A 23093-nucleotide genomic window follows, 5' to 3' on the forward strand; every position below is an offset into this window, starting at 1 on the left:
GAGGGGCCGTGAGGGGGACCCTGACCGAGCTGAACGCCTACCCGCTCAAGAGCGGCGGCGGCACCGCGCTGCGCACCGCCGAGCTGACCGCGCGCGGCCTGCCCTTCGACCGCGAGTTCATGCTGGTCACCCCCGAGGGCCGCTTCCTGTCCCAGCGCGACCACGCCCGGATGGCGCTGATGAGCCCGTCCTACGACGGGACGGTCCTCACGGTGGACGCGCCGGGCGCCTCGCGGCTCGTCCACAAGGCCGTGGACGAGGGCGAGGTGCGGGAGGTCTCCGTCCAGCGGTCGGAGTGCCAGGGCGTCGACCAGGGCGACGAGGCGGCGGCCTGGTTCGGCGACCTGCTCGGCGCCGAGTGCCGCCTGGTGCGCTTCACCGGGCGGCGGCCCACGCGCCGGGGCGGCGGCGAGGTCATGTTCGCCGACGGCTACCCGCTGCTGGTCATCTCCGCCGAGTCGCTGGCCGACCTCAACACGCGGCTCGACGAGCCGCTCCCGATGAACCGGTTCCGCCCGAGCCTCGTCGTCGAGGGCCTCGGCCCCTACGGCGAGGACGAGGTGCGGCTGCTGCGCGTCGGCGAGACCGTGATCGAGATGGTCAAGCCGTGCTCCCGCTGCGTCATCACCACCACCGACCAGCGGACCGCCGAGCGCGGCCGCGAGCCGCTGCGGACCCTCGCCTCCTACCGCACCCGGGAGCGCGGCATCCAGTTCGGCCAGAACTGCGTTCCGCGCGTCCTCGGCACGCTGACGGTGGGCGACCCGGTCGAGGTCGTCGAGGCCCGCACGCCTTGATGATCTTCAAAACACCGGCGGCGGGGGCGTGCCGCCCCTAGGCTCCTTCTGGGAATTTTCCCAGGGAACGCGAACCTTTGGCGTGTTCCGGAAGTCTCAACGAGCAGACTGACGCCCGCGGGGCCAAGGCCGGACACCACACCTCCGGCCCGATGGTTTACTGGGGTCGCGTCGGCAACGGGGGGACACCGTCAGGCACGCTCGGCCCTCGTGCTCCCAACTGGATCGCACACGCAACCGCACCCGAGAGGAAGTTAGGCGGCATGAGCATGGGCCACGAGGTTCGCTACCGCATGCGCGGCGGCCGGCAGCTGCACGGCACGGTCTTCATCCAGGGCGCGAAGAACGCCGTCCTGCCGATGATCGGCGCCTCGCTGATGGCCTCCAGGGGACGCACCGTGCTGCGCAACGTCCCGATCATCGAGGACGTGCGGCGGGCGGTGGAGCTCGCGCGGGCCGTGGGCGCCAAGGCCGAGCTCCACGAGACCGAGCGCACGCTGGTGATCGACGCGTCGTCGCTGAACAGCCCGGTGCTGCCCGCCGAGATCGCGTCCCGGTTCCGCGGCTCGTTCCTGTTCGTCCCGGCGCTGCTGCACCGCCTCGGCGAGGCGGTCATCGAGGGCGTCGGCGGCTGCAACCTCGGCAGCCGCAACCTGGACTTCCACTACAACGGCTTCAAGCGGATGGGCGCCACGGTCACCGAGCACGTGGCCGACAACGGCGACGGCATCATCCACATCAAGGCCGGTGACCTGCGCGGCGGCACGCTCTACTGCGACACCCCCTCGCACACCGGCACCGAGAACCTGATCATGGCGGCGGCGCTGGCGCACGGCACCACGCTGATCAAGAACGCGGCGCTGGAGCCCGAGGTGCTGGACAACATCGCCATCCTCCAGGCGATGGGCGCCCGGATCAGCGGCGGCGGCACCGGGTTCATCACGGTCGAGGGCGTGGACGAGCTGACCGCCGTCGAGCACACCGTGATGCCCGACCGGATCGACGCCGGCGTCTTCGTGATGGCCGCCGCGATCACCGGCGGCGACCTCAGCCTCGTCGGCGCCTCGCTGGAGCACCTCGGCGTCGCGGCCGACAAGCTGGAGCAGATGGGCGTCGAGTTCCACCAGCAGGGCGCCGTCCTGCAGGTGCGCCGCGACCGGACGCTCCGCCCGATCAACGTCATCACCGACGAGTACCCGGGCTTCGCCACCGACCTGCAGTCGCCGATCATGGCGGTGTCCTGCCTCGCCGAGGGCCCGTCCTACATCTACGAGCGGATCTTCGACGGCCGGTTCAAGCTGGCCGGCGAGCTGGCCAAGATGGGCGCCGACATCGAAGTGGACGGCAACCGCGCGAAGGTCAACGGCCCGCGCGGCCTGCGCGGCGCCGAGGTCGAGGCGCACGACCTGCGCTGCGGCAGCGCCCTCGTGCTGGCCGGCCTCGCCGCGGAGGGCGAGACCACCATCACCTCGGCCTACTACCTCGACCGCGGCCACGCGCACACGGCCGAGCGGCTCTCCCAGCTCGGCGCCGAGATCGTCCGCGAGGTCGGCTAGCCCCGCCCGCCCGCCGCGCCGCGCCGGACCCCGGCGCGGCGTTTTGGCGCGTCGTCCTGACCCGGTGTTCCGGCTCGGCGCCCGGGGCGTGGATCGGCCGAATGTGGCCTTGGCCTGACCAACTCCCAGTTGATCCCTGACGGGCCGTGTAACGACCCACCGCAATTCGCTTGAGCTGTGCGTTACCATCCGACTACGCACGGCACGGACGAGGCGTCCTTACCGTCCGAAGGTCGACTCTCTGACCTGCACAGTCATGCCTGGAACGGTCCCGATCGACCTGACCGTAACGCGGTAAAAAATCACCTGCCGGCGCGGACGGCCCGCTCCGGACGGATCCCTCGTCTTTCCGGAGCGGCCGAGATCGGGTCGCCGGATTTCGGCCATCGGGTAAACCAAACGGACGCCGCAGGGGTCCCTCCAGTACGTAGGTGCGTCAGGAAGGGGCCTCAGCGGTGATTTCGGGTCTTGTTTTTCTACTTCGGACATCCGAAGATGCAGGATCAAGGCTGGCCGAATGGTGACAAATTACTGACCAGGGGGTCCCGTAGGTTACTTTTTCGCCGCACTCTTGATTCGATTTCGCGTCTGGGTGTCACACCACGTCGCCCTGACCCGATCTGCCAGCTGGAAGGAGCTCGTGTCCGCTTCACCGGAACGGACGAGGGCTCGGGTAAGAGGACCCGCCCCGCTTCACGGAGGCGGGCCCGCGGGAAGGCGAATCGCACGGGAACTGCGGTGCTGGGTCAGAAGGCAGGGGCGACAAGCCATGAGTCAACCGTTGGGCGGAACGTGCGCGAGCAGGTGGCCGGGGCGGCGACCCCGCCGAGAGGCCGGATCGGAAGCGAGCGATCATCGATGACGGCGGCACGAACGGGGTCGGTCACCCCCGACCTCACGATCGGTGTCGTGGGCCCACATGACCTGGTGGAACGGGTCATGCTGATGGGCCACGGCCCCACACCCGTACCGAGCAGGCTGGTGGCCGCCGCGTACCGCGACGAGCAGGAGGCGGCCGACAAGGTCGTCCGCCTGGGCTCGGGCGTGGACGTGTGCCTGTTCGCCAGCCCCGTCCCGTACGACTTCGCGCGCAAGGCCGGCGTCCTCACGATGCCCGCCACCTACGTGCCGCTGAACGGCGCCGCCCTGCAGGGCGCGCTGCTGCGGGCGTCCCTCGACGAGCGCTTCGACCCCGCCCGGGTCAGCATCGACGTGCTCGGCCGCGCCGAGGTCGAGGAGGCCTACTCCGAGATCAGCCTCGGCACCGAGCAGGTGCACCTGCGCGAGGAGGCCGCGGGCCCCGGCACGCTCGCCGCCTTCCACGAGCGGCTCTGGCGGCGCGGCGCCACGACCGTCGCGATGACCTGCGTGCACGCGACCGCCGAGCGCATGGAGATGGCGGGCGTCCCGACCATCCGCGTCCGGCCGACCGGGGCCGCGATCCGCAGCTCCCTGCAGACCGCCGCGCTCCTCGGCGCCCACCACCGCCTAGAGGAGTCGCAGCTCGTCGTCGTGCTGGTGGACGTCCCGACCCTCCGCGAGACCCCGCGCCGCGTCACCCCCCGCTACTGGCGCGACGAGCTGAAGCTGGCCCTGCACCGGGTGCTCCTCCAGGAGGCGCACCGGATGAACGCCTCCGTCTGGCCCGTCGACGACCACAGCTACCTCGTCATCGCGACGCGCGGCTCCGTCACCGCGTCCACCGAGGGCTTCCGCACCCCGCCGTTCGTCGAGCGGGTCCGCGAGGAGCTCGGCCTCGCCATCGAGGTCGGCATCGGCATGGGCCGCACGGCCCACGAGGCGGAGAACCACGCCCGCGCCGCCCTGGCGCGCTCCCAGAGCTCCCAGCGGGCGCAGGGCTTCGCGCTCGACCGCGACGGCCGCGCGCTCGTCCCCGCGCCCCGCACGCCGCCGCGCGCCCAGCCGCAGGCAAAGCCGAAGGGCCTGGAGATCCTGGCCCGGCTCGCCGACAAGCTCGGCGACCAGGAGCAGCCCCTCATCGTGGACGCGGAGAACGCCGGCAAGATGCTCGGCGTCACGCCCCGCACGGCCCGCCGCCTCCTGCGCACCCTGGTCGAAGAGGGCCTCGCCTGGCCGCTCCCCCCGAACCGCACCCCCCAGCCGGGCCGCCCCCGCCAGCTCTACCGCCTGATCGTCGAGAAGCTCGGCCCGGCCGCCAAAACGAACTGAGGGCTACCGGTTGAAGGTCTTGGCGACGGCCAGGAAGGCGTCGTTCTCCTCCGGGGAGCCGATGGAGACGCGGGCGCCCTCGCCGTCGAAGGGGCGGACGCTCACGCCCTGGGCGTCGCAGGCGGCGGAGAACTCCATCGTGCGGTCGCCGAGGCGCAGCCAGACGAAGTTGGCCTCGGTGGGCGGTACCGTCCAGCCGTCGGCGAGGAGGGAGTCGCGGACGCGGACGCGTTCCTGCACCGTGCCCTCGACGCGCTGCATCAGCTCGTCGGTGGCCTCGAGGGACGCGATGCCGGCGGCCTGCGCGACGGAGTTCACGCTGAACGGCAGGAACGTCTTGCGGATGGATCCGGCCACGAGCGGGTGCGCGACGAGGTAGCCGATGCGCAGGCCCGCGAGGCCGTAGGCCTTGGAGAACGTGCGCAGGATCGCGAGGTTCGGGCGCTCGCCGTAGAGGGTGAGCCCGTCGGGGACCTCGTCGTCGCGGACGTACTCGCGGTACGCCTCGTCCAGCACGACCAGGCAGTCGGCCGGGACGCGGTCGAGGAACGCCTCGATCTCCGCGCGGCGCACGACGGTCCCGGTCGGGTTGTTCGGGTTGCAGAGGAAGATCAGCCGCGTGTTCTCGGTGATCGCGTCCGCCATCGCGCTCAGGTCGTGGGTCTCGTCCCGCAGCGGCACCTGGACGCTCGTCGCGCCCGACAGCGACACCAGCAGCGGGTACGCCTCGAACGACCGCCACGCGTAGATGACCTCGGCGCCCGGCTCGGCGACGGCCTCCAGCAGCATCTGGGTCATCCCGACGGAGCCGCAGCCCACCGCGACGTGGTCGGCGGGGACGCCGCAGAACGAGGCGATCGCCTCGGTCAGCGCGGTCGCGTTGTTGTCCGGGTAGCGGTTGACGTTGCGCGCCGCCTCGCCGATCGCCTCCACGACCGAGGGGAGCGGCCCGTGCGGCGACTCGTTCGACGAGAGCTTGAACGAGCGCCCCTCGGGCGACACCACGACCTTGCCGGGCTTGTAGGCCACGAACCGGTCGAGGACGGAGCGGAAGCGGGGTGCGGTTGCCTCGGACACCGTTGTCCTCCAGATTGCACAGGGGTGATGATCCCCAGCCTACGCGGCGCCCCTCATCATCCAACAAACCGCCACAATTCGGACGAACTCCCAGTCCCGGGTGTCGGCGGGCCACCAGCCCCGGTTGAAGGCGTCCTCCGCGAAACCGTGCAGGTACCCCATGAGCTCCTCCGCGCCGGGCGGTTCGCCCGGCGCGCCGAGCTCGTCGCGGAGGCTGGCCACGTGCTGGTCGACGGCCGCCGCGAGACCCGGGGAGCCGGCCATCTCCGCGACGCCCGCCTCACCGATGTCCCGGACGATCAGGCCGAGCGCTTCTGGCGAGTCACCGTTCATAGGGGGTGAAACTAGCAACGGTCCGGCGCTGCTCGGAACATCACCCCAGGTAAAAGCTCATCCGCGGGGCCGCAGCATGGGCGGCCGCAACTGCTCGGCGTCGCCCCTGCGGTACAGCCTGGCGGGGCGTCCGCCGTCGCGCGTCGTCGTCCGGTCGGTCGGGATGAGGAACCGGTCGGCGCCGGTCACCTTCCGGTGGAAGTTCCGCGGGTCGAGGGTCGTGCCCCACACGATCTCGTAGACGCGGCGGAGCTCGGCGACGGTGAACTCGGGCGGGCAGAACGCCGCCGCCAGCGAGGTGTACTCCAGCTTCGCCCGCGCCCGCTCCATCCCGTCGCACAGGATGCGCCGGTGGTCGAACGCGGCCCGGTCGTGGTGCAGGAGGTCGTCCACGGCCGTCCACAGCACCTGGGCCCGGCTGGACGCGGGCAGGTCGGGCGCGAGCCCCAGGTACGCGACGCTCACCACGCGCTGCCGGGGGTCGCGGTCCGGGTACCCGTAGGTCGCCAGCTGCTCCAGGTGGATCCGCACGTCCGCGAGCCCGGCCCGCTCCGCCATCAGCCGGGCCGCGGCGACCGGCAGGTCCTCGTCGAGCTGGATGAACCCGCCCGGCAGCGACCACGCCCCCTCGTAGGGCGCCCGGTCGCGCCGCCACCGCAGCGCGCACAGGCGCTGCTCCCGCACGGTGAGCACGACCAGGTCGACGGAAACGGCAAGCCGCGGCACGGACATGCAACGAACTTAGCGGGACCGGCCCGCCTCCGAGGCCAGGAAGGCCCGGCGGGGCCGGGCCTTCCGCGCATCGGCGCCTAGTCCTCCTTGGGGATCTCCACCGGGACGGTCGCCGCCGGGGCGCCGCCGTGTCCGTTGGCTCCGACCGGGGCGCTCTGGGCGTTCAGGTTGCCCAGGAGCTGGCGGGCGACGCCGAGGCCGGTGCCGCCGAGGGTGAGGGCCTTGGCGAGCATGTCCTCCACGCCCTGCGCGCCGTTCAGCACGACCATGTTGTCGACGTTGCCGAACACGCCCGCGCCCGCCTCGACGATCTGCGGCCACTTCTCGGCGAGCTGCTGGGCGATGACGGCGTCGGTGTTCTCCGCCAGCGCCTCCGCGCGGGCCTTGATCGCCTCGGCCTCGGCGAGGCCCCTGCGCCGGGTCGCGTCCGCCTCGGCCTCACCGAGCAGCCGGATGGCCTCGGACTCGCGCTGCGCCTTGAGCTGGACCTCCGTCGCGGCGGCCTGGGCGTAGGAGATGCGCTCCTCGCGCTCGGCCTCCGCCAGCTTGACCTGCTCGTAGGCGCGGGCGTCGGCGGGCTTGCGGACCTCGCTCTCCAGCCGCTTCTCGGTGCGCTCGGCCTCCAGCTCGGCGTTGCGGGTCTCCTTGAGGATGACCTCCTGCCGGGCCTGCTGCGCGGCCTGCTGCACCTGGCCCTCGTACTCGGCCTTCTTCATCTCGGTGTCCCGGATGACGGCCGCGTTCTGCCGCTCGGTCTCCTGCTCGCGCGCGGTGGCCTCCTGGTTGCGCTCGGCCTCGGCGATGCGGGCGGCGGCGGCGACCCTGGCGGCGTGCGGGCGGCCGAGGTTGGTGATGTAGCCGGTCTCGTCGTCGATCTCCTGGATCTGCAGGGAGTCCACGACCAGGCCGAGCTTGCTCATCTCGTCGGCGGCCGAACCGCGGGTCTCGGAGGTGAGCCGCTCGCGGTTGAGGATGAGGTCCTCGACGGTGAGGTTGCCGATGATGGAGCGCAGGTGGCCGGTGAACAGCTCGTGGATCGCGCCGTCCATCGAGTTCTGCTGCTCCAGGAAGCGGCGCGCGGCGTTGGCGATCGAGACGAAGTCGTCCCCGACCTTGTAGATGACCACGCCGCGGACCTTGACCGGGATGCCCTGCTGCGTCACGCAGTTGACCTCCAGGTTCGCGGCGCGGCTGTCGAGCCGCAGCCGGCGCGCCGTCTGGAACCCGGGCAGGACGGACGTCCCCTTGCCCGTCACGATCTTGAATCCGAGGCTGTCCACCCCGTCGATCGGCTTGGACTTGGCGCCGAGCCCGGAGATGATCAGGGCCTCGTTCGGCTCGGCGACCCGCCAGACCATCTTGAACAGGATGATCAGCACGATGATGGCGACGACGACGCCGCCCGCCACGGCGAGCACGGGCATGGGGCCTCCTCCTCCGGGAGTTGGGGAGCGGCCGGCCCCGGAATGTCAGGCCCGTCCGCGTTTCCCCTCAGACGCGGCAGAGGAGCGTTCGGTTCGATCTCCGGCCTGGAAGTTCATGGCCTCATCGGGCCACTCTCGCGGGGACGCTCAGCGGGCCAGCGCGGGCGCCACGTACACCGTCCGGGGCGGGTGGTACTCGACCACGACGACGATCGAGCCGACGCCGATCTCGTCGCGCGGGTCGACGGGATGGGCGTAGAACGCCTCCGCCCCGCCGCGGACCGCGATCATCACCTCGCCGACCAGCCCGGGGCCGATCCGGCCGGTCACCCGGCCCTCCTTACCGATCAAGGACACCCCCTGGGCTGGTCCGCCGGAGCCGCTCTCCGCGCCGCGTAAGGCGAACGCTATCCGGTCCGGGGGACCGGCGGTGAGCCCGCGGACTCAGGGCAGGACGCGCTGGGCCTGGGCCAGTGCCTCGCGGGCCAGGCGCTCGGCCTCGGCGCGGGTGGCGCCGGGCCCGAAAACGGTGATCGTGGCGAGGTAGTGGCGGCCCCGGAACACGACGTACCAGGTCCGGGTGCGGGCTCCGCCGCTCGCGGTACTGACCCCGACGGTGCGCGAACCCTCCCCGATGTCGCCCTTCGGGGCCTCGACCACCCTGTGCTCGGCCCAGGCGGAGCCGACCCTCGTGCGGAACTTCAGGCAGCCGGGGGTGACGCGGGCGTTGACCTGCTTCTCGGCGTCCCCGGCGGACATGCCCATGAGGGTCTCGGTCGCGGTCACGCCGCGGCTGCCGGTGAACGAGACGAGCGCGGCGGGCACGTCGCCGGCCACGCCGCCGCCCGGACGCCCCGTCCCGCAGCGGGGCTTGTCGAGGACGGCGTCCCGCTGGAGCCGGGAGGCGTTCTGGATGGCCTTCAGCGAGCCGTACTCGCCCCAGTCGGGCTCCCCGGCGCGCCGGTAGCCGGACGGCTGCTGGAGCAGCGCCTGCAGCAGCTGGGCGGAGGTGTAGCCGATGCCCGCCGCCTCGGCGCGGGCGGTGCCGCGGACCTGGCTCGCGCGCTCGGCGTCGCCGCCGCACGCGGTGGCCGCGACGGCCGTCGACAGCAGCAGCATGACCGGGAGGAGCCTGTGCGCCATGGCCGCGACCCTACGGCGCGGAGGGGGCCCGCCGCCCCCGGCGACACGCGGGTCAGCCCTTTTCGGCCCGCTCGTTGTACTCCCCGGCGTACTCCTGGCCGGACATCTTCTGGATCGTCTCGACGATCTCGTCGGTGATGGCGCGCCGGGCCTTGGCGGGCGGCAGGTCGCGGTAGCGGGAGAAGTCCATCGGCGGGCCGATCCGCACGGTGGGGCGCGGCCCGAACACGCGCGGGAACCCCGCGCCGATCGGCTGGATCTTCTCGGTGCCCTCCAGGGCGACCGGCAGGACGCGGGCGCCGGACTCCAGGGCGAGCCAGCCGATGCCCGTCCGGCCGCGGTAGAGGCGCCCGTCCGGGGAGCGGGTGCCCTCCGGGTAGATCGCGAACGCGCCGGCGTTGTCGAGGACCTCCAGGGCCTGCTCGAGGGCGCCCATGGCGGCCCGCCGGGCGCCGCGCCGCACCGGGACGTGGCCGAGGTTGGTGAGGAACCAGCGGACGAAGCGGTTCTTGAGCCCGCCGCCCTCGAAGTAGGCCGCCTTGGCGATGTAGGTGACCGGACGCGGGACCGCCAGGGGGATGATGAAGCTGTCGATGAACGACAGGTGGTTGCTCGCCACGATGAGCGGCCCGTAGCTCGGCACGTTCTCCCCGCCCACGACCCGCGGACGGAAAAGCAGCCAGAGGATCGGACGCACCACGCGCGTCATGAACGTGTAGAACATCCAGCCTCCCGAATTTCGCCACCGCCACTGTAACCTCCGCGCCGATCCGGGCCGCGGTCAGCGTCCTCCTTTCCGGTCCAGCAGCGGGCCAGGAATGGTCCAAGAGCTGGTCAGGTGCGGTGCGAGCGGGATTCGCGGCCATTCCTTACCGTCAAGTAAGTTTCTCTTCAGTAAGTTATTACCCCGTTTACCGGATCTCCTGGGAGGCACCCGGAGGCCCCGGGCGCATCGTCAGGTACAGTCGGGACCAGGGATCAGACGGGCGTCCGGCCCTCCGCGTTACGGTCCGCGGGCCGGGCGGGCGACCTGGTCCTTTTCCCGGGAACTGCTTGGAATACGGGCACGGGTGCGCAATCCTGAGGAGTCACCTGAGATGGCCGGGTACCACCGGAGTGGGGCGTGAGGTGACGATGGACTTCGACATCAGCCTGATGCGCGACGACCGCTGCACGCTCGTCCGCGTGAAGGGCGACATCGACGTGGTGTCCCGTGCGCGCTTCGAGGAGGCGCTCTTCGAGGCCGTGGAGACCGGCGAGCCCATGGTCGTCGACATGCGCGAGGTCACGTTCTGCGACTCCACCGGGCTGAACGCGATCGTCGCCGCCAACCGCCGCGTCGGCGAGCGCGGCACGCACCTCGCGCTGGTGGCGCTCCCGCCGCGCGTCCAGCGGGTCTTCCGCATCACCGGGATCGACAAGTTCATCCCGATCCACGAGACGCTGCGGGAGGCCATCGGCGCCTTCCCGTCCACGACGCCGTAGGGCCGCAGGGCTCAGGCGCATCCCCTGTGGGGGACGACCCACACCCCCGACTCAGGCGCGTTCCTTGTGGGGGGCGACCCCCACACCCCCCACTCAGGCGCAGCCCTCGAACTGGGGGACGCTCGTCGTCAGCTTGAGCCCCGAGTTGCCGAACCACTTGGCCAGCAGCCGCTGCGCGGTCCCGTCCTGGTACATGTCCGTGATCGCCCGGTTGACCTCCTCGCAGCCCTTCAGGTCCCCCTTCTTCAGGCCGACGCCGTACTTCTCGTCGGTGAACGGGGCGTTGATCATCCGTCCGGGGCGGCCGGAGGCGAACCCGGCGAGGATCAGGTCGTCGGTCGACACCGCGTCGAGCCTGCCGCCGGCGAGCCCCTCCATGCAGGCGCCGTAGGTCCCCACCTCGACCGGCTTCGCGGCGACCTTGCGCTCCTCGATCACGCGGCGCCAGGAGTTGGAGCCCTTCACCGCGCAGATCCGCTTGCCCTTGAGGTCCCGCACGTTCCTGATCGCGGCGGCGTCGGCGCGGACGAAGGTGTCCTGGTGGGCGACGTAGTACGGGCCGGCGAAGGTCACCTTCGACTTCCGCTTCGCCGTGATCGAGTACGTCGCGACGATCATGTCGACCCGGCCCTCGGCGAGCGCCTGCTCGCGGACGGAGGAGTTCGTCGTCGTGAACTTCAGCCGGCTCTTCGGGACGCCCAGCTTCCCGGCGATGTAGGTCGCCACGTCGACGTCGAAGCCCTCGTACGTCCCGTCCGGGCGCTTCACCCCGAGGGCGGGCTGGTCCTCCTTCACGCCGACGACCAGGGAGCCCTTGTCCACGATGGACTGCTCCTTCTCGGCGCCGAGGCCGCAGGCCGACAGCAGCGCCGCCGCGGCGAGGACGGCCCCCGGGGCGGCGATGGCACGGGTCGCGCGCATGGCTTGATCTCCTTGATCAGGCGAACTCGGTCAGCGGAACTCGGCCAGCCGGGGACGGACCCCCGCGATGATCAGTGCGGCGATGACGGCGGCGGCCACCGGCGGCACCGCGTTCCAGCCGCGCAGCCCGCCGTCGGCGTCCCTGATCGCCTTGTCGAAGGCGTCCTGGTGGACGGCGGTCAGCGCGCTCAGCGCCGCGTCGTAGGCGTCGAAGTCGCGGATCGCGTTGGAGGTGCGGCCCATCCGCAGGTCGACCGCGCCCGTCCGGTTCCCCGCCGCCGCGAGCTGCCGCATCCGCGCGTCGTTGCGCTGGACGACCCGGTACGCCGCGAGTGTCTTCGCCAGCGCCTCGCCCTCGCGTCCGCCGCCCACCGTCCGCGCCTCGTCCCCGAAGAAGCCGAGGAACGGCGCGGTGCCCGAGCCCGGCCGGTACGCGCCGGCCTTCTGCTCCAGGCCCGCGTAGTAGTTCTCCAGGTTCACCGGCTTGTCGCCGAGGTCGGGGTAGATCACCGCCAGCGACTTGTCGAGGTAGGTCTGCTCGTAGGTGTCCGCGCGGCCGGGGTCGAGGAGGTAGCGGCTCTCGTCCGCGAACGCGCTGTGGCTGATCGCGCGGGCCCGCGACAGCTGCAGGATCGAGTCGAACCCGTCCTGCTTCGCCTTCTTGATGTGCCCGGCGTGCGCGGTCAGCAGGCCCGCCCCCACCGCGGTGAGGACGACGGTGGCGAGCGTCGCCAGCACCAGCGCCGGGTTGAGGACGCGGCGGAACGTCCGCACCAGGTACAGCTGCGTCGCGATCAGGAGCAGCAGCACGATCACGCCGGTGACGGCCACCCAGGTGCGCCCGGTCAGCACCGCGGACCGCTTCGTCTCGTACGACTGCCGGACGGTCGCGCCGGTGTCGAGGGTGATGTTGTAGGCCTTCGGCAGCAGCTGCAGCTTCATGAGGTCGGTGGCCTGCCGGTAGGCGTCCAGGACCTGCGCCGGCGTCTCGCCGGGCGCGTGGTCGGACTGCGCGTCGAGCTGCATGGCCTGGCCGACGAGCCGCTCGTACTTGCCGAGGCCGTCCAGCACCTCCTGGACGGTCCGCCGCAGCGCCGGGTCGCGCCCAGCGAGCTGCGCGGCCTGCACCGCCGCCGCGTCGGCCTCCGCACGGCGCCTCTCGTACACCCGCAGCGTCTCGTCGTAGCCGATGCCGAGGCCGTGCTCGCGGCCGATCAGCAGGATGTTGGAGACCTGCGCGTCCATGTCGCTGAGCGCGAAGTACAGCGTGCCTGTCGCGACGACCTGCGGACCGGCGTCGTGCCCGATCGTCTCGACGGAGTCGCGCGCGTTGCCGATCGCCACGGTGAGGACGGCCAGCAGCGCCACGAGCGCGGCCAGGCACAGCACGACGTGCGCGCGGATGCGGCCCGGGATCGTCTTCAGCCACCGGCCGCGGACGAACGTCCTCAGGCGGCCCGCTCGCTGCGGGACGGCGGGCGTCCCGGCCGCGGGCTGCTCGGGCAGGGGCGGCTGCCCGGAAGGTCGCGGCGCGGGCGCCGCCGGCGGTGCGGGGCTCATCGTCATGGCGTGCCCTCCTGCAGGGACAGCGTGATGGTCGTCCAGGCGCCCACGTGGATGCGGTCGCCGTGACCGACCGGAACCGGCACGTTCACCGGGATCGGCTCCGTCGCGCCGTTCACCGTCGTGCCGTTCGTCGAACCGGGGTCGATCAGGTTCCAGGAGCCGTCCGGCCGCGACAGCAGGACGGCGTGCAGATGCGAGACGCCCGGGTCCTCGGGCGGCGCGCTGAGGTCGATCTCGGGCAGCAGCGCGCGGGACGTGCTGCGCCGCCCGATCCGGACCCGGTCGCCGAGCAGCGGGACGCGGCGCTCCGGGCAGTACGGCGGGAACGCGAGCCCCGCGGCGTCCGGGCCCATCTCCGCGAGGACCGAGTCGAAGTAGGCGCGGTCGGCCTTGATCAGCGCGTGCGGCCCGGTCGCCGCCGGAACCGGCGCCGGGACCGGCTGCGGGGCGACGGGCCCGCTGCCCTGGCGCTGCTGCGGCACCAGCGGCACCGCGCGGGCGGTGCCCGCCGGGGTGAACTCGACGGTGTAGACGGTGCCGGTCTCGAAGTCGTACCCGTCCTCCTCGCAGAAGCGGCCGGAGCGCGGCGTCCCGCAGTGCGGGCAGGCGGGCTCCTCCCGCGGCGCGGGCTCGGAGGCCGGCGCGGCGGTCGGCGAGGACGCGGGCTCCGGTTCGGCGAACTCGGCGCGCTGCGCGCCGTCCATGAGGTCGCCGCACACGTCGCAGTAGTCGGCGGCCTGGGACGCGTGCCCGCTCGGGCAGACCGGCATGGGGCTCAGCCCCCTGCCTCGTCGCCGTGCCGGGTCCGCACGGTCCGGACGGAGCGGGTGTCGAGCGACATCTCGTCCGCCTTCGCGACGTCCCGTTTCAGCCGCACGGTGCCGCGCACCGGGTCGACCACGTCCACGACCTTGTCGAGCAGGCCGGAGATCTGCTCGTTGCCGACCTCCCGCGCCAGCACCACGGCCCGTCCGAGCCGGGCGGTGGCGGTGTCCTCGTCGCCCTCCCGCCGCGCCTCCAGGCCCTGCTGGATCGCCTCGGCGAGCTCGGACTGCCCGGTGTGGTGCGCGACGCGGCCGTTGATGCGCGTCGACCTGGCCTCGTCGTCGGTCCACTCGGCGATGACGTTGCCGGACGCGAGGACCTGGTCGCCCGCGACGAGCTTCACCCACGCGGCCCGCATCTGCCGTCCGACGTCGCCCGGCTGCACCTCCACGCACAGGTGGTACTCGCGGTTCTCGTCGCCCCACGCGCCGAGCGGGTAGTCGCCGGTCTGCGTCCCCGACTCGACCCGGCGGGCGGTGAGGTCCTCCACGGCGGGGATCATCTGCTTGATGAACCGGAGCCGCGCCTGCTGCGGCGTCCACACGCGCAGCGTCACGTCGGCGACCTGCTTGCTCATCGCGGCCCGCGTCATCGACAGGAAGTCGGCCTCCAGGTCGGCCGGGTCGGGGACGTCCAGGAACCCGCCCAGCAGCACCGAGGTGATCTTGCGGAGCTCGGCGACGTTCCAGTCGGTGCCGACGCCGCGCGCGTCGCACAGGAAGTGGCCGGTGCACTGGCGCAGCGCCGCGTCGAGCTCCGCGTCGGACTCGTGCTGGTTCTTGCCGTCGGTGAGCAGGATCGCGTGCTTCACGGCGCCGGCCGCGGCGGCGTCGTGCCCGGCGAACAGCCGGTCGGCGAGCCGCAGCCACGACCCGATCGCCGTCCCGCCGGCCGCCTCCAGCCGCCCCACCGCGTTCACCGCGCTCCGCCGGGACGCCGCGTCGGCCCGGACGAGCCGCTCCCCCTGCGGGTAGATCATGCGCGGCCGGTTCGCGCCCGCGACCACCGCGAAGTGCACGCCGTCGCGCAGCACGTTCACCGCCGCCCGCGCCGCCCGCTTCGCCGCCGCCATCTTGCCCCGGTACGACATCGACCCGGAGGTGTCGATGATGATGATCTCCGCGGCCGGGGCGCGCCCGTCGTCCACGACCGGGCCCGCGCCGCCGGACGAGCGCGCCTCCACCGAGACGATCGCGTGCATCTCCCGTCCGCCTGCCGGGAGGTAGGGGTTCTGGTCAACACGGACGGTGAACTCCGGAAAATCGCTCATCTGCCCCGCTCCCTGGTCGGTTCTGGCGGCGGGTAGGGGAGCACCGCCACCGTCACGTTGTCGTGCCCGCCCGCGTCCAGCGCCGCCCGCAGCAGCCGCCGGGCCGTGTCCAGCGGTCCGTCCCGGCCCGCGAGGGCCACCTCCGCGAGGGCGGACGGCTCCGGCAGGTCGTTCCACAGCCCGTCGCTGCACAGCACCACCAGGCCGGGGCCCGTCGGCCGGAACGCCGCCACGTGCGGTTCGACCGGGCCCGCGTCCGCCCCCAGCCAGGCGGTCAGCGTGTGCGCCCGCCGGTCGGCCCACGCGTCCTCGGCGCTCATCGCCCCCTGGTCGACCATGGACGAGGCCCACGAGTCGTCCTTGGTCAACCGGCACGAGCCCGCCGCCGACAGCCAGTAGGCGCGGCTGTCGCCGACCCACCCGACGGTGATGCCGCCCGCGTCGACGACGGCCGACACGAACGTGCACGCGGGCGAGGAGTCGGGATCGCCGGGCAGCTCCGCCACGACCTCCGCCGCCCTCGCCGCCGCGTCGCGCATCGCGCCCTGCGGGTCCATGCCGACCGAGACGCGGCCCGTCAGCACGGCCAGCGCCGCCTCGGCCGCCAGCCGGGACGCCTCCTCCGACCCGGGCGCCGTCGCCACCCCGTCGCACACCACCGCGCACACGCCCGCGGGCAGCGCCGCGAGGGCGAACGCGTCCTCGTTGCGGCTGCGCCGCAGCCCGAGGTCGCTCACCGCCGCGCCGAACCGGCCCGCCTCGGCCTCGACGTGCTCGCGGCCGCTCGGCTGCCGCAGCCCGCACTGCTCGCAGTAGCCGTCCGCGCCGATGGTGCCGCCGCCACAGTCAACGCAGGAGCCTCGTCCGCCGCCGGGTCGGGCGGCGCCACCCCGCCCTTGCGCCGCCGGAGCCTGCCCGCCCGGAGCCGGGGCAGAGGGCGGGGGCGTGCGCGGGGCGAAAGCCTGCTCCGGCGAACGGGCCGGGTGCGGGACGGGGTTGGCCCCGAACGGGACGTCGCGGGACGGCGGCGTCGGAGAGGCGTGCGGCAGCGCGGTGCCGAGCGGCGGGGTCCTCGGCGTGGTGGGGTCGGGCCGCCCGCACTCCTCGCAGAAGCGGTCGCGTTCGTTCACGGGCTCGCCGCAGCCGCGGCACAGCGCGACGGGGGTGTGCTGGTCGGCGTTCATGGTCAGAAGAGCGTCCTCGGGCGGACGGCGTTGGCCCGTTTGACCATCGCGTGGCGGTGTCCGGCGCTTTCGGCGAGCTTGGCGAGCACGCGGTAGGTGTACTCGAGCTTCTTGCGGAGGGCCTGCTCGTCCAGGTCGGTGTCGAGGATCTGCTGCCGGACGCCGGGCGGGGCCGTGCCGCGCCCTGCGCGCACCCAGGCGAGCGCCGCCTCCAGCACCTCGGCGGTGAACGCGGCCGACCGCTCGGTGTCGAGGCGCAGCGACGACAGCCGCCGTCCCGCCTCGAGGAGCAGGGGCGCGTTCAGCTCGGCGGGGCTCCGCCCCCGGACGGCGGTGGCGACGGCGGCGAGCTGCGCGGCGAGGTAGTGGCTGGAGATGCGGGGGACCGAGTCGAGGACGCGTTCGGCGGACGCGCGGTCGCCCGCCGCGAGCCGGGTGCGGGCCAGCCCGAACGCGGCGCTGACGTGGGTGGGGTCGGTGCGCCAGACCGTCTCGTAGTAGTAGCCGGCGCTGTCGGTCTCGCCCAGGGTCTCGTGGCAGAACGCCAGCGCCAGCTTCGGCGCCTGCTCGCCGGGCGCGAGGTCGTACAGGTCGTTGAACACCGCGACGGCCTCGGTGCCGCGCCCGCCGGCGAGGGCGCGCACGCCCCGGTACCAGTCGACGCGCCAGTCGTCGGGGGCCTCGGCGGCGATGTCCTCCAGGAGGCGGGCGGCGCCGTCGAGGTCGCCCAGCTCGATGCGGACCCGCACCAGCGCGAGCCGCACCTCGCGGGACGCGACCGGCGCGGACGCCAGGGCCGCGGCCAGGTCGGCGGGGTCGCGGGCGGTGAGGCCGGCGAGGAACGCCGCGGCCGGGTCGGAGGCGTACACCAGCGGGACGGGCAGCGCCGCCGCGGCGGCGGCCGGCTCCACCGGCGCCAGGACCGGCCGGGCCTCGCCGCCCGCGACCCCGCTGCCCTGGCCGCCGACGATCTCGGTGCCGGCCGTCTGCTGCTCGGGGCCGAACAGCGGGGACGGCGCGGGCCGCGGGCGCCCGTCCTCGGCCGACAGGACCTCGCGCAGGACGCCGGTGAGCTGCTCGGCCATCTCGGCGGCGCTCTGGAACCGGCGGGCGGGGTCGGGGTGCGTGGCGCGGCGCAGCAGCCGGTGGTAGGACTCGTGCCGCTGGAAGAGCGGCACCTCCTCGCGCGGCGGCAGGCTGCGCAGGTGCCGTCCGGTGTAGCCGCGGAACGGGAAGCTCAGCACGGCCAACGTCCGGCCCACGGTGTAGAGGTCGGAGCTGACCGAGGGGCCCTGCGAGCCGATCTCGGGGGCCTGGTAGCCGGGCGTGCCGAAGATCGGGCTGTCGGCGTCGAACGCCCGCCGGACGCCGCCGAGGTCGATCAGCTTGAGCTGCTCCTCGGACTGGATGGCGTTGTCGGGCTTGAAGTCGCAGTACAGCAGCCCGACGCCGTGCAGGTAGCCGAGGGCGCTCAGCACCTCCAGGCCGTAGGCGATGACCTGGCCGAGCGGCAGCGCCGCCTGGTCGCCGTGCTCCTGGCGGGTGCTGAGGAGGATGTCCTTCAGGGAGCGGCCGCCGACGTACTCCATGACGATGTAGCCGGAGTCGCCGTGCTTGACGAAGTTGTAGATCTTGACGATGTTGGGGTGCTCGACCTCGGCGAGGAACGCGCGCTCGGCGGTCGCGGCGGCCAGCGAGTCGGCGTCGCCGGTGTCGAGCAGGCCCTTGAGGACGACCCAACGCTCGCTCACGTTGTGGTCGCGGGCCAGGTACACCCAGCCGAGCCCGCCGTGCGCGAGGCAGCCGAGCACCTCGTACTGCCCGCCGATCAACTCGCCCGGCCGGAGCTTCGGCGTGAACGAGAACGGGTGCCCGCAGTTGCGGCAGAACCCCTCGGTGCGTCCCGGGCGCCCGCCCCGGCTGCGCCCGACCTTCTCGTCGCACTTGCTGCAGAAGCGCCGGTTCTCCGGCACCTCCGGCTTCTCCATGATCGCCGAGGCCGGGTCGCGGGCCGGGACCGGCGGCACCTCGACGAGCCCGGCGCCGAGCATGCCGCGCCTGGCCGAGCCGGTCGAGCCCGTCCCGCGGGTGCCGCCGCGCGAGGCCGTCCGCCCGGACCCGAGGCTGCCCGAACCGCTCGTCGGCGTGCTGCCGGACGACAGGCCCTGCCCGCCGCGCCCGCTCGGGCCGGACGAGCCCGGCGGCGGACCCGCGGGCGGTGCGGGGACCGCCGGGGTCGTCACGGGCGCGTGGCCCCCCGGAGGAGCAGCGGGGGCCGGCCCTGGGGGGCGCCCGTAGGCGCCCGGGTAGCCGGGCATCGCGGGGGCGGCCGGACGCACGGGCGCGGCCGTCCGCGCGGGCTGCGCCGCCGGACTCGCGGGCTGCGCCGCCGGACGCGCGGGCTGCGCCGGACCGGCGGGCGACGGGCTGATGGGCGCCGGGCCCGTGTGCGACGGGTTCGCGGGCACGGCGTGCCGGGGCTGCGCTTGCTGGGTCGCCGACTGCTGTGCCGACTGCTGTGCCGCTTCGGCGGCGGGTGGCGAGGACGCCGGGGCCATGCCGCAGACGTTGCAGAATCCGTCCGCCTCCACCTCGCCCGTGCAGCCGGGCTGGGTGCATCGGTTCATCGCCGGGTCCCCGTCTCGCTCTCGCACGCCCTGATGGCTCTCTGGTACTCCGCCAGCACCGCGGTGGCCCTGCGCAGGTCGCAGGGCGCCGTCCACAGCACCTCGCGGGCCTCCCCGTACAGCACGGTGAGCTGCTCGTCCTCGGCGAGGCCGAGCCGTGCGGCCTTCGCCCGGTAGGCCTCCAGCCGCCCCCGCAGCTCGCCGCGCCGGTCGAGCAGCCCCGCACTGAGACGCAGATCACTCCGCGCCCGTTCCAGCGCGTCCTCGACGGCGCGCTCGAGTTCGGCGAACCGCCCCGCCATCTCCACCCAGCGGCCGGCCTCGCGCAGCCGTTCGAGTGCGGCGAGCCGGTCGCGCAGCGCGGTGCCGAGGCCCTGCGACGGCGCCGGGAGGTGGGGCGCGTGGATCTTGGCGAGAGCCGTCGCGTAGGCGTCGTGGGCCCGCCGCTCCGTCTCCTCGATCTCCTCGATGGAGGTGGTGACCCGCGCCACGAGTTCGGCGTAGTCCTCGCGCATCCGGGCGACGCCGGCGAGTTCGTCGCCGAGCGTGGTCAGTATGGCGCAGACGCGGTCGAGGCGAGTGGTGTCGGCGCGGCCGTCCTTGACCAGCGACAGCGGGTCGGTGCGGATCAGCCGGCCGAGCGCGGTCAGCTCGCGGCCGACCCGGTCGAGCTCGGGGTGCCGGGTGCCGTCCAGCGAGTGCGCCAGCCTGGCCGTCCGGCGCCAGCTCTCCTCGGCGTCCTCCAGCGGCTGCAGCAGCGCCGACCAGGCGGCGTCCGCGGCGGCGATCTCGCCCGCGACGAACTCGTAGGCGTCCGACATCATCGCGACGGCCTCGTCCAGCGTGATGCGGCGCTCCTGCGGGCCGAGCAGCGTCCGGTGCTCCAGCGGGATCTCCCCGTCGGGCAGCTCCACCGAGGTGCCCGACAGCAGCCCGGACAGCTCCGTCAGCGTGGCCGCGTCCAGGCGGGACGACCGTTCCCGCAGCTCGCGCGCCGTCTCCAATACGCGCTGGTAGGCGTCGAAGAGCCGCCACAGCGTCGCCAGCCGGGCCTGCGCCTCCTCCCAGCGCCGCCACGTCTCGCCGGTGAGCCGGGCGCCCTTGAGCAGGCGTCCGCCGTCGTGCTGCTCCAGTTCGATGAGGGACGCGGCGATGCGGTCGCGCTCGTCCCGCAGCGTCCGGAGGGCATGGTCGACGCCTTCACGGCTCATGGGCGCGGCGGCCCCTGCCCCGCTCTGGTCCAACGTCTGCCCCGCGATCGTCTTCTCGGTCCCCCTGAGCATGCCCGCAGAACCGGTCTGGGAGCACGGACCGGTCCACTATCGGACGTACGTTCTCATACAAGTGTGATCCGTGACACTGACCGAGACAAGGTGCTTTCCGTCTCGTCAGGTCCGCGTCGCGGGGCCGCCGCTCTCCAGCGATCCTCACGTGCCCGTACCCTGTGCGTTGGGAACCTCGTTGTCCCAGGTGACGTTACGACAGATACGTCATTTAACGAGAGGAGTGGTGAGTCCGCGGTGTCGGACCCCAGTCATAGACCCGGTGCCCCATGCTGACCGCGGCACTGGGCGTTCTCGCGGTGATCGTCCTCACCGCCGCCACCGGATACTTCGTCGCCCAGGAGTTCGCCTACGTCGCCGCCGACCGCGCGACCCTGGAACAGGCCGCCGCGCGCGGCGACACCTCCGCCCGCAGAGCCCTCAAGGTCATCGGCAGGGTCTCGTTCATGCTGTCGGGCGCGCAGCTCGGCATCACGATGACGACCCTGGTCGTCGGCTTCATCGCCAAACCGGCCCTCGCGGAGCTGATCCAGCCGCTGCTCGGCCTGGTGGGCGTCCCCGAAGGGGCCACGGGGGCGATCGCCCTCGCCACCGGCTTCGTCCTGGCGACGCTCATCCAGATGCTGCTCGGCGAGCTGTTCCCCAAGAACCTCGCCCTGGCCCGCGCCGACCAGCTGGCGCGCGCGCTGGCCTCGTCCACCCTCGTCTACCTGGCCGTCGCGGGGCCGCTGATCCGGCTGTTCGACCGCGCGGCGGAGCGGCTGCTGCGCGCCGTGGGCGTCGAGCCCGTCGAGGAGCTGCACAGCGGCGCGACGCTGGAGGAGCTCGGCGACATCATCGGCAAGTCGCACAGCGCCGGGCACCTGCCCGCCGACCTGTCCGGCCTGCTCGAACGCGCCCTGTCGTTCGGCGACCTCACGGCCGACGAGGTCATGGTGCCGCGTCCGCAGGTCCGCACGCTGCCGGCGACCGCGCCCGTCGCCGACCTGGTCGCGCTGATCCGCGAGACCGGGCACAGCGCGTACCCCGTCTACGGGCAGGAGGTCGACGACGTGGTCGGCGTCGCGGGCGTCCGCGAGGTCGCCGACGACGCCCTCGACCCGTCCACCCCGATCGGGGCCGTCGCCCGGCCCGCGCTGCTGGTGCCCGGCAGCCAGCCGCTGTACGGCGTCATCGAGCACATGCGCGAGTCCGGCGAGGAGTTCGCCTGCGTCGTGGACGAGTACGGCGGGCTCGCCGGCATCCTCACCTTCGAGGACGTCGCCGAGGAGCTCGTCGGGGAGATCGCCGACGAGACCGACGGCCCCGAGGACGCCCCGACGTCCGGGCCCGACGGGTCCTGGCTGGTCGACGCGGGCATGCGCATCGACGAGGCCCGCCGCCTCACCGGCCTCGACCTGCCCGAGGGCGACGCCTACGACACCCTCGGCGGCCTCGTCATGGCGGAGCTGCGGCGGCTGCCGAGCCCCGGCGACCGGCTCCGCGTCGAAGTGGACGGCGGCGCCGTCGAACTGGAGGTCGTGAGCGTGGCCCGCCGGGTCGCCGAGAAGATCCTGATCCGCGCGGCCGCGCCCGCGGACGTCACCGCCGGGGATGAGGAGGTCGCGTGGACCCGCTGACCTCGCTGCTCATCACCGTCGCGCTGCTGCTCGGCAACGGCTTCTTCGTCGCCGCCGAGTTCGCGCTGGTCGCGGCCAACCGCCCGCAGCTCGAACGCGCCGCCGCGAAGGGCAGCCGTCCCGCCGTGGCCGCCGTCGCGGGCGTCCGCGAGCTGTCGCTGATGCTCGCCGGCGCCCAGTTCGGCATCACGATGTGCTCGCTCGGCCTCGCCATCGTCACCGAGCCCGCGTTCGAGCACTTCCTCGAACCGCCGCTGCACGCGCTCGGCGTCCCCGAGGCCGGCTCCAAGGCCATCGCGCTCGGATGCGCGCTCGCCGTCATCACGTTCCTGCACATGGTCGTCGGCGAGATGGCCCCGAAGTCGTGGGCCATCGCGCACCCGGAGCGGTCGGCGCTGATCCTGGCCCTGCCGTTCCGCGCGTTCGCGAAGGTGTCCCGCCCGATCCTGTCGGCGCTGAACGCGGTGACCAACGCGCTGCTGCGGCTCATCCGCGTGACGCCGAAGGACGAGCTGGACAGCCACACCGACCCGGCGCGGCTCAGCCACCTGGTCGGCGAGTCCCGCCGCCTCGGCCTCATCGGGCGCCGCGACCACGAGCTGCTGGACCGGGCGATCTCGGCGCGGGAGGCCACGGTCGGGCACCTCGTCGTCCCCGCCACGTCCGTCACCACGATCGGCGCCGACGCGACCGCCGCGCAGATCCGCCGGACGGCGACGGCCCGCGGCCACAGCCGGCTGCTGGTGCGCGACCGGGACGGCGCGATGACGGGGATCGTCCACGTCCGGGCCGCCATCATCGAGCCCGACGGGGAGCGCCGCGCGGGCGAGCTGGCGCACCCGGCCCCCGTCCTCACGGCGGAGACGACCGTGCTGGACGCGGTCAGCCGCATGCGCCGCGGCCGCGCCCAGCTCGCGGTGGTGAACGACGCGGGCGGCGAGTTCGCCGGCATCGTCACCCTGGACGACCTCCTGGCAGAGCTTCTGGCCACCAACCCGCACTGACACAGGCCGCGTACCTGCGACAACGCCGCAGGTGTCGAGGTGCTGCAACGGGCTTTC

The 23093-nt window shown here is 73.3% G+C and carries 20 protein-coding genes; 6 read left to right on the top strand and 14 right to left on the bottom strand.

The features are described 5' to 3' along the window. Positions 1-8 precede the first annotated feature (8 nt). The 3 genes from AB0C21_RS37850 to AB0C21_RS37860 all read left to right on the top strand — a co-directional run bounded on the left by AB0C21_RS37850 (position 9) and on the right by AB0C21_RS37860 (position 4543). On the top strand, positions 9-797 hold the full coding sequence (locus tag AB0C21_RS37850) for an MOSC domain-containing protein (RefSeq protein WP_500210859.1): 789 nt from the start codon (positions 9-11) through the stop codon (positions 795-797). Positions 798-1066: 269 nt separating this feature from the next. Next, positions 1067-2353 carry a UDP-N-acetylglucosamine 1-carboxyvinyltransferase gene (murA, locus tag AB0C21_RS37855; RefSeq protein ID WP_149260753.1) on the top strand — a complete coding sequence of 429 codons (1287 nt, stop codon included), beginning with the start codon at positions 1067-1069 and terminating at the stop codon, positions 2351-2353. Between the two features lie 924 nt (positions 2354-3277). Beyond that, complete coding sequence (locus AB0C21_RS37860; protein WP_500210904.1) at positions 3278-4543, top strand: transcriptional regulator; 1266 nt, start codon at positions 3278-3280, stop codon at positions 4541-4543. A gap of 3 nt (positions 4544-4546) precedes the next feature. Here AB0C21_RS37860 and hisC read toward each other — a convergent pair whose 3' ends face one another. The 7 genes from hisC to AB0C21_RS37895 all read right to left on the bottom strand — a co-directional run bounded on the left by hisC (position 4547) and on the right by AB0C21_RS37895 (position 9976). Beyond that, positions 4547-5620, bottom strand: coding sequence for a histidinol-phosphate transaminase (gene hisC / locus AB0C21_RS37865; protein WP_500210860.1), 1074 nt, complete (start codon positions 5618-5620; stop codon positions 4547-4549). 39 nt (positions 5621-5659) lie between these two features. After that, the gene (locus AB0C21_RS37870; protein ID WP_500210862.1) at positions 5660-5953 is read right to left on the bottom strand and encodes a DUF6401 family natural product biosynthesis protein; all 294 of its coding nucleotides are present in this window, start codon (positions 5951-5953) and stop codon (positions 5660-5662) included. A gap of 57 nt (positions 5954-6010) precedes the next feature. Next, on the bottom strand, positions 6011-6685 hold the full coding sequence (locus tag AB0C21_RS37875) for an NUDIX hydrolase (RefSeq protein WP_149260529.1): 675 nt from the start codon (positions 6683-6685) through the stop codon (positions 6011-6013). A 77-nt stretch (positions 6686-6762) separates the two neighbouring features. Next, positions 6763-8109, bottom strand: a complete 1347-nt coding sequence (locus AB0C21_RS37880) for an SPFH domain-containing protein (protein WP_500210864.1) — start codon at positions 8107-8109, stop codon at positions 6763-6765. Between the two features lie 147 nt (positions 8110-8256). After that, entirely contained in the window at positions 8257-8439 is a 183-nt protein-coding gene (locus AB0C21_RS37885) for an NfeD C-terminal domain-containing protein (RefSeq protein ID WP_149260531.1), read from the bottom strand. Positions 8440-8553: 114 nt separating this feature from the next. Next, positions 8554-9252 carry a hypothetical protein gene (locus AB0C21_RS37890; protein ID WP_149260532.1) on the bottom strand — a complete coding sequence of 233 codons (699 nt, stop codon included), beginning with the start codon at positions 9250-9252 and terminating at the stop codon, positions 8554-8556. A 52-nt stretch (positions 9253-9304) separates the two neighbouring features. Further along, positions 9305-9976: a lysophospholipid acyltransferase family protein gene (locus tag AB0C21_RS37895; RefSeq protein WP_149260533.1), complete on the bottom strand. Its 672-nt coding sequence runs from the start codon at positions 9974-9976 to the stop codon at positions 9305-9307. 410 nt (positions 9977-10386) lie between these two features. Between AB0C21_RS37895 and AB0C21_RS37900 the strand changes: the two genes are divergently transcribed. Then, positions 10387-10737, top strand: coding sequence for an STAS domain-containing protein (locus tag AB0C21_RS37900; protein WP_500210866.1), 351 nt, complete (start codon positions 10387-10389; stop codon positions 10735-10737). 93 nt (positions 10738-10830) lie between these two features. Here AB0C21_RS37900 and AB0C21_RS37905 read toward each other — a convergent pair whose 3' ends face one another. The 7 genes from AB0C21_RS37905 to AB0C21_RS37935 form a co-directional block, all read right to left on the bottom strand. Further along, on the bottom strand, positions 10831-11658 hold the full coding sequence (locus tag AB0C21_RS37905) for a glutamate ABC transporter substrate-binding protein (protein ID WP_500210868.1): 828 nt from the start codon (positions 11656-11658) through the stop codon (positions 10831-10833). Between the two features lie 30 nt (positions 11659-11688). Then, positions 11689-13224: a GlnX family signal transduction membrane protein gene (locus AB0C21_RS37910; protein ID WP_500210869.1), complete on the bottom strand. Its 1536-nt coding sequence runs from the start codon at positions 13222-13224 to the stop codon at positions 11689-11691. After that, positions 13221-13994, bottom strand: a complete 774-nt coding sequence (locus AB0C21_RS37915) for an FHA domain-containing protein (protein WP_500210870.1) — start codon at positions 13992-13994, stop codon at positions 13221-13223. Before AB0C21_RS37915 ends, AB0C21_RS37910 begins: the two co-directional genes overlap by 4 nt. Positions 13995-13999: 5 nt before the next feature. Further along, positions 14000-15319 (bottom strand): vWA domain-containing protein, encoded by a 1320-nt coding sequence (locus AB0C21_RS37920; RefSeq protein WP_500210872.1) that lies wholly within the window; start codon positions 15317-15319, stop codon positions 14000-14002. Beyond that, positions 15316-16503, bottom strand: a complete 1188-nt coding sequence (locus AB0C21_RS37925; RefSeq protein ID WP_500210873.1) for a PP2C family protein-serine/threonine phosphatase — start codon at positions 16501-16503, stop codon at positions 15316-15318. The genes AB0C21_RS37920 and AB0C21_RS37925 overlap by 4 nt, the downstream gene beginning before the upstream one ends. A gap of 2 nt (positions 16504-16505) precedes the next feature. Next, a complete protein-coding gene (locus AB0C21_RS37930; protein WP_500210905.1) occupies positions 16506-18554 on the bottom strand; it encodes a serine/threonine-protein kinase in 2049 nt (682 codons plus the stop codon). A gap of 572 nt (positions 18555-19126) precedes the next feature. Beyond that, positions 19127-20341: a hypothetical protein gene (locus tag AB0C21_RS37935; protein WP_500210874.1), complete on the bottom strand. Its 1215-nt coding sequence runs from the start codon at positions 20339-20341 to the stop codon at positions 19127-19129. A 341-nt stretch (positions 20342-20682) separates the two neighbouring features. Here AB0C21_RS37935 and AB0C21_RS37940 point away from each other — a divergent pair, with 341 nt between their 5' ends. Further along, a complete protein-coding gene (locus AB0C21_RS37940; protein ID WP_500210875.1) occupies positions 20683-22032 on the top strand; it encodes a hemolysin family protein in 1350 nt (449 codons plus the stop codon). Then, entirely contained in the window at positions 22020-23036 is a 1017-nt protein-coding gene (locus AB0C21_RS37945) for a hemolysin family protein (protein WP_500210877.1), read from the top strand. Before AB0C21_RS37940 ends, AB0C21_RS37945 begins: the two co-directional genes overlap by 13 nt. Positions 23037-23093: the final 57 nt, after the last annotated feature.

The sequence above is a fragment of the Spirillospora sp. NPDC049024 genome, assembly GCF_040649235.1.
Lineage (GTDB): Bacteria > Actinomycetota > Actinomycetes > Streptosporangiales > Streptosporangiaceae > Spirillospora.

What these genes read in the sequence shown, in the direction of transcription:
- AB0C21_RS37890 (WP_149260532.1), bottom strand. Translation starts at nt 9,252, where the DNA reads ATGGCGCACAGGCTCCTCCCGGTCATGCTGCTGCTGTCGACGGCCGTC.
- AB0C21_RS37900 (WP_500210866.1), top strand. Translation starts at nt 10,387, where the DNA reads ATGGACTTCGACATCAGCCTGATGCGCGACGACCGCTGCACGCTCGTC.
- murA (WP_149260753.1), top strand. Translation starts at nt 1,067, where the DNA reads ATGGGCCACGAGGTTCGCTACCGCATGCGCGGCGGCCGGCAGCTGCAC.
- AB0C21_RS37915 (WP_500210870.1), bottom strand. Translation starts at nt 13,994, where the DNA reads ATGCCGGTCTGCCCGAGCGGGCACGCGTCCCAGGCCGCCGACTACTGC.
- AB0C21_RS37935 (WP_500210874.1), bottom strand. Translation starts at nt 20,341, where the DNA reads ATGAGCCGTGAAGGCGTCGACCATGCCCTCCGGACGCTGCGGGACGAG.
- AB0C21_RS37930 (WP_500210905.1), bottom strand. Translation starts at nt 18,554, where the DNA reads ATGCTCGGCGCCGGGCTCGTCGAGGTGCCGCCGGTCCCGGCCCGCGAC.
- AB0C21_RS37940 (WP_500210875.1), top strand. Translation starts at nt 20,683, where the DNA reads ATGCTGACCGCGGCACTGGGCGTTCTCGCGGTGATCGTCCTCACCGCC.
- AB0C21_RS37875 (WP_149260529.1), bottom strand. Translation starts at nt 6,685, where the DNA reads ATGTCCGTGCCGCGGCTTGCCGTTTCCGTCGACCTGGTCGTGCTCACC.
- AB0C21_RS37895 (WP_149260533.1), bottom strand. Translation starts at nt 9,976, where the DNA reads ATGTTCTACACGTTCATGACGCGCGTGGTGCGTCCGATCCTCTGGCTG.
- AB0C21_RS37920 (WP_500210872.1), bottom strand. Translation starts at nt 15,319, where the DNA reads ATGAGCGATTTTCCGGAGTTCACCGTCCGTGTTGACCAGAACCCCTAC.
- AB0C21_RS37925 (WP_500210873.1), bottom strand. Translation starts at nt 16,503, where the DNA reads ATGAACGCCGACCAGCACACCCCCGTCGCGCTGTGCCGCGGCTGCGGC.
- AB0C21_RS37880 (WP_500210864.1), bottom strand. Translation starts at nt 8,109, where the DNA reads ATGCCCGTGCTCGCCGTGGCGGGCGGCGTCGTCGTCGCCATCATCGTG.
- AB0C21_RS37870 (WP_500210862.1), bottom strand. Translation starts at nt 5,953, where the DNA reads ATGAACGGTGACTCGCCAGAAGCGCTCGGCCTGATCGTCCGGGACATC.
- AB0C21_RS37905 (WP_500210868.1), bottom strand. Translation starts at nt 11,658, where the DNA reads ATGCGCGCGACCCGTGCCATCGCCGCCCCGGGGGCCGTCCTCGCCGCG.
- AB0C21_RS37910 (WP_500210869.1), bottom strand. Translation starts at nt 13,224, where the DNA reads ATGACGATGAGCCCCGCACCGCCGGCGGCGCCCGCGCCGCGACCTTCC.